Origin of the sequence: Halobacterium sp. R2-5 (assembly GCF_011734195.1) — an archaeon.
Classification (GTDB): Archaea; Halobacteriota; Halobacteria; order Halobacteriales; family Halobacteriaceae; genus Halobacterium.
This window is the reverse complement of sequence record NZ_JAANTH010000002.1, coordinates 1,094,237-1,106,305: the sequence shown is the minus strand read 5'-3', so window position 1 is coordinate 1,106,305 and position 12,069 is coordinate 1,094,237. Positions and strand designations below refer to the sequence as shown.

Here is a 12,069-nt window from a genome sequence, read left to right as displayed (position 1 = left end):
CCGGTCAGTCCAGCAGCGCTTCGAGGTTGCCGCTGCGGATGCCGTCGCGGGCCGCGTCGTCCGCGCGCATCTCCCCGACGGCGTCGAGGCCCTGTTCGATCCACGCGCGGCCGCGGCCCGGCCCGAACGGGTAGTCCGTGCCGAACACGACGTTGTCGCCGAAGAACGAGTGCGCGCAGTCGTGAGCCGCGACGGAGCCGCTGACCGCGGTGTCGACGTGGAACTGCTTGAAGTAGTCCGTGACCGGCTGGTCCAACTCGGGGAGGTCGGTGTCCGCGTAGTTCTCCGGGTAGTCCAACCGCGTCTGGTAGAACGAGTCGATGCGGCCGCCGTAGAACGGCACCATGCCGCCGCCGTGGTGGGCGAGCAGGTCGAAGTCGTACTCGGAGACGACGCCGCCGAACACCAGCCGGGAGAGCGCCAGCGTCGTGTCGAACGGCCACCCGAACAGCCGGTGTTCCATGTACTCGCTCGCCCACTCGTACCACTCGTGGAGCTGCGGGTGCATCCACAGCGGGGCGTCGTGGCGCTCGGCGCGCTCGAACAGCCCGTGGAACTTCGGGCGGTCCAGCGGCTCGCCCTCGATGCTGGAGAAGATCTGGACGCCCGCCATCCCGAGGTCCTCGACGCAGCGGTCGAACTCCGCGAGGAACTCGTCGCCGGCCCGCGGGACCGTCCCGACGGCGACGAACCGGTCGGGGTGCTCGTCGGCGAGCCGTCGAATCTCGTCGTTCGCGAGCCGCGTCAGCTCGAGGGCTGTGTCGTCGTCCATGCCGCGCCACAGCGGCGGGAGCGCGAGCGTCAAGACCTGCTTGTCGATACCGAACTCGTCCATGTGGTCGAGCCGCCGGTCCGTATTCCAGAGGAACGACGGGTCGCCGCTCAGCCCCTGGAAGTCGTACTCGTCGAGCAGCGTCTCGTAGAAGTCCTCGGTGAGCGCGTGCGTGTACGCGTCGATGACTGTCATCGAACTGTCCGTCGCGGACGCGCCCCATAAATGTTGACGGCGGATTGACCCGAACGTTCGACGCATCCGAAAGCACAAGGAGGGTGTCACACGTAGACGCGTGCAACCAGATGGCATCCAACGAACACGGGGCGCCGGGGAGCGAGGTAACGCCTCCGGCGGCCGACGAGCGGTCGGACTACGACTACGTCAGCGGCGACGTCGAGCGGCCGGACCTCGTCGCGGACCTGGAAGCGCGCGTCGACGGCGACGTGCGCTTCGACACGTACACGCGTCAGATGTACGCGACCGACGCCTCCGCGTACGAGGTGACGCCCATCGGCGTCGTCTTCCCCGCGGACACCGACGACGTCGCGGCGGTCGTCGAGTACTGCGCCGACAACGAGATTCCCGTGCTGCCCCGCGGCGGCGGCACGAGCCTCGCGGGGCAGGCGGTCAACGAGGCCGTCGTCCTGGAGTTCGCGCGCTACATGGACGGCATCGAGAGCGTCGACCCCGGCGCCCGCGAAGCACACGTGCAGGCGGGCGCGGTCCTCGAAGAGCTGAACGAGCGGCTGGCGCCCCACGACCTGAAGTTCGCGCCCGACCCCGCAGCCGGGAACCGGAGCGTCGTCGCGGGCGCTATCGGGAACAACTCCACGGGCGCGCATTCCCTGAAGTACGGGAAGACGGACGCCTACGTCGAAGAGTGCGAGGTCGTGCTCTCGGACGGCTCGACTGCGACGCTCGGCGAGATGGACGTCGACGAGCTCCGCGAGCGCGCCGACGCGGACGCCGACGACCTGCTGCCGCGAATCTACGCGGGCGTCGTCTCGGTCATCGACGACCACGGCGACGAGGTCGAGGAGCGCTTCCCGGACATGAAGCGCAACGTCTCCGGCTACAACTTCGACCGGCTCGTCGACGAGGCGCGGGACGGCACCGTGAACCTCGCGCGGCTGCTCGCGGGCAGCGAGGGGACGCTCGCGGTCATCACGGAGGCCACCGTCTCCCTCGAGACCGTCCCGGAGACGAAGTCCGTGGCGTTGCTCACCTACGAGAGCGTCGTGGACGCCGTCACGGACGTCCAGCACGTCCTCGAACACGACCCCGCGGCGGTCGAACTCATCGACGACACGCTCATCGACCTCGCGAGCGAGACCGCGGAGTTCTCCGACGTCGTCGCCCTGCTCCCGGACGGCACGCGGGCCGCGCTGCTCGTGGAGTTCTACGCCGAGGACGACGAGGACGGCCGCGAGAAGACCGCGGACCTCGTCGAGGACCGCGTCGGCGATAGCGACGACCACTTCGCGTTCGACGCGCTGGAGGCCCACGACGACGCCGAGCGCGCGACCTACTGGAAGCTCCGGAAGTCCGGGCTCCCGATCCTGCTCGGGCGCACGAGCGACGCCAAACACATCTCGTTCATCGAGGACTGCGCGATTCCGCCCGAGCACCTCCCGGAGTTCGTCACGCGCTTCCAGGAGATTCTCGAGGACAACGACACGTTCGCGTCGTTCTACGCGCACGCCGGCCCGGGCGTCCTGCACGTCCGCCCGCTCGTGAACACGAAGTCCGAGACCGACCTCGCGGCGATGGAGGACATCGCCGACCGCGTCACCGACATGGTCGTGGAGTTCGGCGGCTCAGTGTCCGGCGAGCACGGCGACGGCCGCGCGCGAACCCAGTGGAACCGCAAGCTGTACGGCGACCAGCTCTGGGGCGCGTTCCGCGACCTGAAGACCGCCTTCGACCCGGACTGGCTGCTGAACCCCGGGCAGGTCTGCGGGGACGTCTCGATGACCGAGAACCTCCGCTTCGACCCCGAATACGACTTCGACGCTGGCCTCGACCCCGAGCTCAACTGGGAGAACGAGAACGGCTTCCAGGGGATGGTCGAGCTCTGCCACGGCTGCGGCGGCTGCCGCACCGAACAGGAGACCGGCGGCGGCGTGATGTGCCCGACGTACCGCGCCGCCGACGAGGAGGTCACGTCCACGCGGGGCCGCGCGAACATGCTCCGGCAGTCGATGAGCGGCGACCTCCCGGACGACCCGACGAGCGACGAGTTCGTCGACGAAGTACTCGACCTCTGTGTCGGCTGCAAGGGATGCGCGCGCGACTGTCCGAGCGAGGTCGACATGGCGAAGCTCAAAGCCGAGGTCGTCCACGAGCGCCACCAGGAGCACGGCGCGAGCTTCCGCGACAAGCTGTTCGCGAACGTCGACGCGCTCGCGAAGCTCGGCTCCGCGACCGCGCCCGTCTCGAACCTCCTGCCCGAACTCCCAGGAGCGCGCACAATCATGGAGAAGACCGTCGGCATCGCGAGCGAGCGCACGCTCCCGACGTTCGAGCGCGAGACCCTGCAGGACTGGTTCGACGCGCGCGGCGGCAGCGCGGTGTCCGCCGCGGACGCCGAGCGGAAGGCCGTGCTGTTCCCGGACACGTACACGAACTACGCGCACCCGGAGATCGGCCGCGCCGCCGTCGAGGTGCTCGAAGCAGCGGGCGTCCACGTCGACCTCGCGGATCGCACTGACAGCGGCCGGCCCGCCCACTCGAAGGGGTTCCTCGACGCCGCACGGGAGGCCGCCGAGGCGAACGTCGACGCGCTCGAACCCCGCGTCGCCGAGGGCTGGGACGTCGTGCTCGTCGAGCCCTCCGACGCCGTGATGTTCCAGTCCGACTACCTCGACCTCCTGTCGGGAGCGTCGGCAGAAGCCGTCGCGGCGAACACGTACGGCGTCTGCGAGTACCTCGACCGCTTCCAGCTGGACGACGGCGTCGACTGGAGCGCGCCCGACGCGTCGCTGTCCTACCACGGCCACTGCCACCAGAAGGCGACGAAGAAAGACCACCACGCGGTCGGCGTGCTGCGGCGCGCGGGCTACGCCACCGACGCCGTCGACTCGACGTGCTGCGGGATGGCGGGCTCGTTCGGATACGAGGCCGAGCACCACGCGATGAGCACGTCCATCGGCGACATCCTCGTCGACCAGCTCGACGACAGCGACGGCGAACTCGCGGTCGCGCCGGGCGCGTCCTGCCGCACCCAGCTCGGCGACATGCTCGACGAAGAACAGCGCGACGCCGCCGACATCGTCCCCGAGGACCGAGACAGCCCGCCGACGCCGGTGGAGCTGCTCGCCGCCGCCGTGCAGAACTAAACTAGTCGCGGCCGTTCTCCGCGAGGTACTGCCGCCCCTCTTCGGTCTCGCTGAGCATCTCGTCGAACACCGCGGCGTCCGTCTGGAACTTGTGGACCTGGTGGAGGACGGTGTTGTGGAACCCGGAGATGAACTCGCCGAACTCCTTGAAGAACTCGTGGATCCAGCGCTGCATGCGCTCGTTGTCGCGGAACTGCGTGATGAACTGCCAGTGGTACTCCGAGTCCGCGTTGAAGAACATCAGCACGTGCGGGTCGTCGCGGAGCGCCCAGTAGCAGTCCTCCCACTGGTCGGCGAAGTTCGGGTAGTAGAACGATACCCGGAAGAGGTAGTGGTTGAAGATGCTCTGGTCGGGAATCACGGTCTCCCGGTAGAGGCCGTCCTCGGCCATCTCCCGCAGGATTTCGCTGATGCGGTTGTGCGAGAGGTCGATGCCGTACTCGTCGTCGAGGATGCGGCTGAGCTCGCGCGTCGACGCGGTGGGGTTCGCCACCCGCACTTTCAGAATGACGATGTTGCGGGGGGAGACCGGGTCTGGCCCGTTCGCTGGCATGCCCCTCACTCGGGCGGGGGCCGTCAAATTCCTACTGGTTGACGACCCCCGAACCCCGTCAGAACGGGTACTCGCGGGGCTCGTGCTGGACGGAGATCCACTTCGTCTCCGTCACTTCGTCGAGGAAGTCCGTGGTGTTGTAGCCGCCGAGACCGGACGCGTTCGTGCCGCTGAACGGCACGTGGGCCTCGTCGTTGATGGGCTGGTCGTTGACGTGAACCATCCCGGTGTCCATGCGGTCGGCGATCTCCCGGCCCGTGCCGAGGTCGCCGGCGTGGACGGACCCGGAGAGGCCGTACTCGGTGTCGTTGGCGATTTCGACGGCCTCGTCGACGTCCGAGAACGGAATCACGGGCGCGATGGGACCGAAGTGCTCGAAGCACGCCGCGGACATGTCGTTGGTGACGTCCGAGAGCACGGTGGGCTTCACGACCAGGGAGTCGTCGACGCCCTCCACGTCGACGGTCTCGCCACCGGTTTCGAGGGTGGCGCCGGCGTCGATCGTCTCCTCGACGTATTCGAGCATCTGGTCGCGCTGGGACTCGTCGATGATTGGGCCGACGACCGTCTCCGGGTCGTGGGCGCTCCCGACGGGCAGTGATTCGGCGCGTTCGGTGAGCTTCTCGACGTACTCGTCGTAGACGTCCTCGTGGACGACGTGGCGGTTGATGGAGATGCAGACCTGGCCCTGGTGGACGAACGAACCGAACGTCGCCGCGTCGATGGCCTGGCCGACGTCGGCGTCGGCGGTGACGATGTGCGCGTTGTTGCCGCCGAGTTCCATCGCGGGCACCGCGAGGTTCTCCGCGGCGAGCCCGGCGACGCGCCGACCGACGGGCGTCGAGCCGGTGAACGCTACCACGTCGCTCTCGGGGTGGCTGGCGACGCGGTCACCGATCTCCGAGCCCCGGCCCGTCACCACGTTCAGCACGCCGCCGGGGAGGCCGGCCTCCTCGAAGAGCTTCGCGAGGAGGAGCCCGCCCACGATGGGCGTGTTCGTCGCGGGCTTGAGTACGACGCTGTTGCCCGCGGCGATAGCGGGTGCGACCGCGCGCATCGAGAGGTTCAGCGGGAAGTTCCACGGCGAGATGACCGTCACCACGCCCTGCGGCTCCTTCACGACGATGTTCTCCTTGCCGGGGATGTTCGACTCGGCGTGCTCGCCTTTCATCCGCCGCGGCAGCGTCGAAGCCTCGCTGGCCTGGTCGGTCGCGAGGTGGACGGACGTCCCGCCCATGATGGCGGAGCCGCCCGCCTCGTGGCCGAGCAGCTCGACGATTTCGTCCTCGTGGGCTTCGAGCAGGTGGACGACGTTGCTCAGGACTTCCTGGCGCTGCGCTGGCGGCGCTTCTGCCCACGATTCCTGTGCCTCTGCGGCGGCCTCGTAGGCCGCGTCCACGTCGGTCTCGGTACTCGACGGCACCTGCGCGACCGTCTCGCGCGTCGAGGGGTCCTCGACGTCGATGGTCTCGCCGCTCTCCGAGCCGGCCCACTCGCCGCCGATGTACTGTTCGCTCCAGTCGCCGTCGATCGAGAGCTCCAGCCCCTCCGCTTGTGCTTGCGCCATAACGCTCTATACTTACGGACCGACTTAGATAAAGGTACGCGCGCTGCCCGTTCTTCGCCGCTACTCGATGGGGAACCGCAGGTCCGCGGCGTTCTCCGTCTGCGGGTAGACGAGCTGCTGTTGGCCGTCCCACCACTGCGCGCTCGCGGCGGAGAGCTGGCCCTTCTGGGGCATTCCGTACTCGTCGAACGCGAAGTCGCCGATGACCGTCTGGAACTCCGTTTCGTCGAGCGACGACTGCACGTCCCCGGGGTCGGTGGACTCCGCGCCCGCGAACGCCTGCTCGGCGGTCTGGGCGAGGTTGTAGCCGACGCCGACCATCACGCGCGGAACGGCGTCCTCGCCCGCGTCCTCGTTGTTCGCGCGGTAGGTCTCCAGCAGCGTGTCGTTGCCGTTCCCGGTCATTCCGGGCGCCCAGCCCGGGCACATCGTCACGTAGCTGCCCTGGTCGCCGAGCGCGGACCACCACGCCTGCGGGTCGGACGCGCGAACGAACTCGATGAACTCCGGCGTGTAGCCGCTGTTGCTGATCTGGTTCATCGCGGTGATGCCGTCCGGGGGCTGCGGGCACGCGACCAGCGCCTCGACGCCCGCGCTCTCGGACTGCGAGATGAGCGAGGAGAAGTCCTGGTTGCCGGTGTTGTACGTCTCCCGCAGGGCGACGTCGTAGCCCGCCTCGGAGAGCTTCGTCTCCCAGGCTTCGGCCATCTCCTCGCCCCAGCCGGAGTTCTCCTCCCAGATACCGACCGTCTCCGGCCGGTCGCTCTCCGGGACGAGCTCCAGCATCCCGGTCGTCGCGCGCGTGACGTCCCGGGTCTTCGGGAACGGCGTGTACGTCCACTCCTTGCCTTCGTCGGTCAGCGGCGCCTCGTAGCAGGTCGCGACCGCGAGGAACGGCAGCCCCTCGTTCTCGGCGAGGGCGCTCCCGGCCATCACGAGCGGGCTGGAGAAACTCCCCCAGATCATGTCGACGTCGTTGTTGCTCAGGGTCTCCTGGAGCACCTGCCGGAGCACCGTCGGGTCGCTCTCGTCGTCTTTCACGACGAGATCGACCTCCTGGCCGTCGATGCCGCCGTTCTCGTTGATGACGTCGACACCGAGCTCGTAGCCGCGCAGCATCTCGTTGCCGACCGACGACAGCCGGCCGGTCTCGGGGACCGCGGCCGCGACGGTGATGGTTCCGCTGTCGCTGCTGCCGCCACCGAAGGCGGTACAGCCTGCCAGACTACTCATTCCGAGGGCGCCCGCTGCGCCGACGGTCTTCAGGTACGACCGCCGCGTACTGTCATTGTCAAACGTGCCCATACTCCCCACTACACGAACATTATGTTAAACGTTTCCGTTGTTGAAGACTCGTCTGTGAGTTGATTGCAACTATATTCTTACCAGTATATGTCCCGCGGTGAATTCGGTCGGGTTCGGTCCGGATCAATCGATAACCGCAACGCATCCCTCGATGGAACAGTCTCCTAGGAACACACTGTATCGAGGTGATTGTTCGTGACGAACCACGCACCCTTTCGTGGAAAGGGGAACTCGCGTGGATGGGTTCCACATCACCGTGGTTCACGATGGGGATCTCGTCTGGCTTCGTATCAGACAGTATTCGGGATCTCACCCACACGAGCGTTTACTAGCGGGCGAAAATACACTTCTTATACACCGATATCACACGCTAAAGTTGACGGGGAAGTACCCCGGAGTACTCGTCGGTGGCGACCAGCCGAGAATTCATTCGGGGTCAGCACGCGTGGTAGGATTAATCATCGAAGATACGTTTCCGTGAAGGTATCACGTATCCTGATACATTCGAGAGGTCCGGGCCGTCAGCCCGACCGGCTGTCACACGCCCGCCTCAGGCGACCCGGTACACGGCGAGCTTCACGCCGTACGGCTGGCGCACGCCGGTGGCGATGAACACGCTCTGGGTGAGCCACTCCAGGTCGGGGTCCGCCGTCTCGAACTGCGGAACGGACCTGAAGTAGACGTCGTCGGGGTCGACCTCCTCGCCGTCTCGGAGCTTGCGGCTGACCTCGGGCGGCGCCCAGCGGATGCCGCGGTTCTCCACGTACACCCGCGAGCCCGAGTCCGTCTCGAAGGCGTACTTCGCGACGAGTTCGGTCGGGCGTTCAGTTCTGTAGAGCTGGTAGTCCGCGCCGCCCGGCAGCACGTGGCCGTCGACGCGGCCGGAGATAGTGCCGTCCGTAATCTCGATGATGCGGCGCTCGCCGTCCCCCGTCTCGCCGATGACGAGTGGTTCGGCGACCTCGATGTCGAGGTCGAGGACGTGTTCGAGCGACGGCGTCAGGTGTTCGTTGTCGTGCTCGTCGATGACTCCCATAGGGGCCAACACGCGGCTCCGGGTACATAGGTGCTGCCCCGGCCGTGCGGCCGCGGGAGCCGGGTACACGTTTTTGTGCCCCGGCCGTGAATCGCCGCGCATGGCAATCGTCGCAGCAGTCGACGGAGAGCAGATTCCCGACCGCGTCGTCGAAGTCGGCGCCGACCTCGCCGACCAGTACGGCGAGGAGTTCGTCGTCGTCCACGTCATGTCTCAGGACGCCTACGAGGAGCGCTCGGACAGCGGCTCGACCGCGAACTTCGGGTTCCCGACGGCGTCGGGCACCGACTACGGCAGCACCGGCGGTGACACCTACACCGTCGACCAGGCGAACCGCGACGCCGCGGGCGTCGCCGAGGACGTCACCGAGCAGACGCTCGACGTGCTCCCCGAGAACGTCAGCTACGAGGGGCGCGTCGGCGAAACCGTCGGCGAAGTGCTGGGCGTCGTCGACGGCCTCGACGACGCGTCCTACCTCGTCGTGGGCGGCCGGAAGCGCACGCCCGTCGGGAAGGCGGTGTTCGGGAGCGCCACGCAGTCGTTCCTCCTCAACGCCGAGATTCCCGTCGTGACGGTCATGACGGAGGAGTGACCGGTAGACATAAGCCCGGCGTGGACGGAGTACGTGCCATGCGAACGGACACCATTGACCGGTTCGCGGACTCGCTGTCCGGTGCCGACGTCGCCTGCACGCGCGTCGAGGCCGGAGCGTTCGCGGACGCGCTCGACGACGTGGTCGAGCAGCCGGCCGTCGGCGTTCCGCTCGACATCGACGGCGTCTCCCTCGACGACACCGACGTCGAGGTGCCGCCGACCCCGCGCCTGCTCCGGGAGGCCGAGACTGGCGTGACGCGCGTGCACGGCATCGTCGACTACGGGACCTTCGTGATTCAGGCCGACGAGGCGGGCGCCGAGCCCGTGAGCCTCTACCCGACCACGCACGTCGGCGTCGTGCGCGCCAGCGACCTCCGCGAGAACGTCCACGAAACCGCGTCGTGGCTCGGCGAGGAGTTCGACGCGGGCCGTGACTCCGCGGTGCTCGCGACGGGCGCCAGCGCCACGGCCGACATGGGCGAACTCGTTTCGGGCGTTCACGGCCCACAGCGCGTCCACGCGGTGGTGTTGACCGACCGATGAGCGCCGACCGCGAGCGCAAGGCCGCGAAGATCCGCCACCTCCTCGAGACGGAGGGTGACGCCGTCTTCGAGAACACCACGCACGTCAACGCGGGCCGCTACGAGACGAACAGTCACCGCGACGACATCGACGAGCTCCGCACGCGGGCTCGCGAAATCAAGGAGGACGCCATCGAGCGCCTCCCCGAGCTCGTCGAGACGGTCCGGGAGTCCGTCGAGGCGAACGGCGGCGAGGTGTACGTCGCCGAGGACGCCGCGGACGCGAACCGCTACATCACCGAGGTCGCCGAGTCCAAGGACGCCGAGACGCTCACGAAGTCGAAGTCGATGACCACCGAGGAGATCGACGTCAACGACGCGCTGGAGGACGCGGGCGTCGACGTCACGGAGACGGACCTCGGAGAGTTCGTCGTGCAGGTCGCCGACGAGGCGCCCTCGCACCTCGTCGGGCCGGCGTTCCACAAGTCCACCGAGGACATCGCGAAACTGTTCAACGCGCACTTCGACACCGACGAAACCCTGGAGACCGCCGAGGACCTCACGCAGTTCGCGCGCGACCACGTCGGCGAGAAGATCATGGACGCCGACGTTGGAATGACGGGCGCGAACTTCGTGTTCGCCGAATCGGGCACCATCTCGCTCGTTACCAACGAGGGCAACGCGCGGAAGTGCGCGGTCACGCCCGACACGCACGTCGCGGTCGCGGGCGTCGAGAAACTGATCCCGAGCATCGACGACTTCCCGCCGTTCGCCGAACTCATCGCGCGCGCCGCGGGCGGGCAGGACATCGCGACGTACCTCTCCTTGCTCTCGCCGCCCGTCGACTCGCCGGTCGTCGACTTCGAGAACCCCGACGAACCCCTCGACCGGAGCACCGACGACCGCGAGTTCCACCTCGTGCTGCTGGACAACGGCCGCACGGAGATGCGCGAGGACGACGAGCTCCGGGAGACGCTGTACTGCATCCGCTGTGGCGCGTGCGCGAACTCCTGTGCGAACTTCCAGCACGTCGGCGGGCACGCCTTCGGCGGCGAGACGTACACGGGCGGCATCGCCACCGGCTGGGAGGCCGGCGTCCACGGCATGGACTCCGCGGCGGAGTTCAACGACCTCTGTACGGGCTGCTCGCGCTGCGTCGACGCCTGCCCCGTGAAAATCGACATCCCGTGGATCAACACGGTCGTCCGCGACCGCGTCAACCGCGGCACCGACGAGGAGTTCGACTGGCTCGTCGAGGGGCTCACACCGGACGCGGACCCGGGTGGCGTGGACCTCCAGAAGCGCCTGTTCGGGAACTTCGGGACGCTCGCGAAACTCGGGTCCGCGACCGCACCGGTCTCGAACTGGCTCGCCGACTGGGGGCCTTCGCGGGCGGTCATGGAGCGCGTCGCGGGCGTCGACCGCCGCCGCGACCTCCCCGAGTTCCAGCGGGAGACGCTCGTGGACTGGTTCGAGTCGCGGGAGCCGCTCGCGACCGCCGGCGACGCCGACCGCGAGGCCGTCCTCTACCCGGACACGTACACCAACTACGTGCTCGTCGACCGCGGGAAGGCCGCCGTCCGCACGCTGGAAGCGCTGGGCGTCGACGTCAGCATCGCGCCGTGCCACGAGAGCGGGCGCGCACCGCTCTCGCAGGGGATGATCGCGACGGCCCGCGAGAACGCCGAGCGCGTCGCGGACAGCCTCGACCCCCACCTCGACGCCGGCCGGGACGTCGTCGCCATCGAGCCCTCCGACCTCGCCGCGTTCCGCCGCGAGTACGAGCGCCTGCTCGACGGCGAGCGCGCCCAGCGGCTCGCCGAAAACAGCTACGAGGTCATGGAGTACGTCTACGGCCTGCTGGAGAACGGCGCCGACCCCGACGTGCTCGCGGGAGGTGGTGACATCGCCTACCACAGCCACTGTCAGCAGCGCACGCTCGACGTCGACCAGTACACGGAGGCGGTGTTCGAGCGCCTCGACTACGACGTGGTGACCTCGGACGTGGAGTGCTGCGGGATGGCCGGGAGCTTCGGCTACAAGTCCGAGTACTACGAGCTCAGCGTCGACGTCGGCGAGACGCTCGCCGACCAGTTCGAGGCACAGAACGTCGACCAGCGCCGCCTCGTGGCCAGCGGCGCGTCCTGTCACGAACAGCTGGAGTCCCTGCTCCCGCAGGACTCCACGCACCCGGTCGAGCTCGTCGCGCCGGCGGTCGAGCGCGTGCCACGGACGCGCTGAATCGGCAGCCAGCGCGCCGAGAGGGGCGCCTTACGGGAAAATTTTTTATACGGTTACTACTTCAACTGGAGTGTGACACTCCACCACAGTGAGAGTGGGTTGCAACCCCACGGGCGCCCCCTCACATCCCCGAACACGA

The 12,069-nt window shown here is 68.0% G+C and carries 9 protein-coding genes; 4 read left to right on the top strand and 5 right to left on the bottom strand.

Features of this window, described 5'->3' with window-relative positions:
• Positions 1–4 precede the first annotated feature (4 nt).
• Positions 5–967 carry an amidohydrolase family protein gene (locus tag G9C83_RS14530; RefSeq protein ID WP_167247149.1) on the bottom strand — a complete coding sequence of 321 codons (963 nt, stop codon included), beginning with the start codon at positions 965–967 and terminating at the stop codon, positions 5–7.
• A gap of 110 nt (positions 968–1,077) precedes the next feature.
• On the opposite strand from G9C83_RS14530, the gene G9C83_RS14525 reads away from it, so the two are divergent.
• On the top strand, positions 1,078–4,113 hold the full coding sequence (locus G9C83_RS14525) for an FAD-binding and (Fe-S)-binding domain-containing protein (protein ID WP_167247147.1): 3,036 nt from the start codon (positions 1,078–1,080) through the stop codon (positions 4,111–4,113).
• Between the two features lies 1 nt (position 4,114).
• On the opposite strand, the gene G9C83_RS14520 is transcribed toward G9C83_RS14525, so the two are convergent.
• The 4 genes from G9C83_RS14520 to G9C83_RS14505 all read right to left on the bottom strand — a co-directional run bounded on the left by G9C83_RS14520 (position 4,115) and on the right by G9C83_RS14505 (position 8,574).
• Entirely contained in the window at positions 4,115–4,666 is a 552-nt protein-coding gene (locus G9C83_RS14520; protein WP_167247145.1) for a helix-turn-helix domain-containing protein, read from the bottom strand.
• A 58-nt stretch (positions 4,667–4,724) separates the two neighbouring features.
• The gene (locus G9C83_RS14515; RefSeq protein WP_167247143.1) at positions 4,725–6,233 is read right to left on the bottom strand and encodes an aldehyde dehydrogenase family protein; all 1,509 of its coding nucleotides are present in this window, start codon (positions 6,231–6,233) and stop codon (positions 4,725–4,727) included.
• Between the two features lie 60 nt (positions 6,234–6,293).
• Positions 6,294–7,538, bottom strand: coding sequence for an ABC transporter substrate-binding protein (locus G9C83_RS14510; protein WP_167247141.1), 1,245 nt, complete (start codon positions 7,536–7,538; stop codon positions 6,294–6,296).
• Positions 7,539–8,088: 550 nt separating this feature from the next.
• Positions 8,089–8,574 carry a DUF3237 domain-containing protein gene (locus G9C83_RS14505; protein WP_167247139.1) on the bottom strand — a complete coding sequence of 162 codons (486 nt, stop codon included), beginning with the start codon at positions 8,572–8,574 and terminating at the stop codon, positions 8,089–8,091.
• A 100-nt stretch (positions 8,575–8,674) separates the two neighbouring features.
• On the opposite strand from G9C83_RS14505, the gene G9C83_RS14500 reads away from it, so the two are divergent.
• The 3 genes from G9C83_RS14500 to G9C83_RS14490 are packed head-to-tail and all read left to right on the top strand — an operon-like array spanning position 8,675 to position 11,930.
• On the top strand, positions 8,675–9,166 hold the full coding sequence (locus G9C83_RS14500; RefSeq protein WP_167247137.1) for a universal stress protein: 492 nt from the start codon (positions 8,675–8,677) through the stop codon (positions 9,164–9,166).
• A 38-nt stretch (positions 9,167–9,204) separates the two neighbouring features.
• On the top strand, positions 9,205–9,711 hold the full coding sequence (locus G9C83_RS14495; RefSeq protein WP_167247135.1) for an LUD domain-containing protein: 507 nt from the start codon (positions 9,205–9,207) through the stop codon (positions 9,709–9,711).
• Positions 9,708–11,930 carry an LUD domain-containing protein gene (locus G9C83_RS14490; protein WP_167247133.1) on the top strand — a complete coding sequence of 741 codons (2,223 nt, stop codon included), beginning with the start codon at positions 9,708–9,710 and terminating at the stop codon, positions 11,928–11,930. The genes G9C83_RS14495 and G9C83_RS14490 overlap by 4 nt, the downstream gene beginning before the upstream one ends.
• Positions 11,931–12,069: the final 139 nt, after the last annotated feature.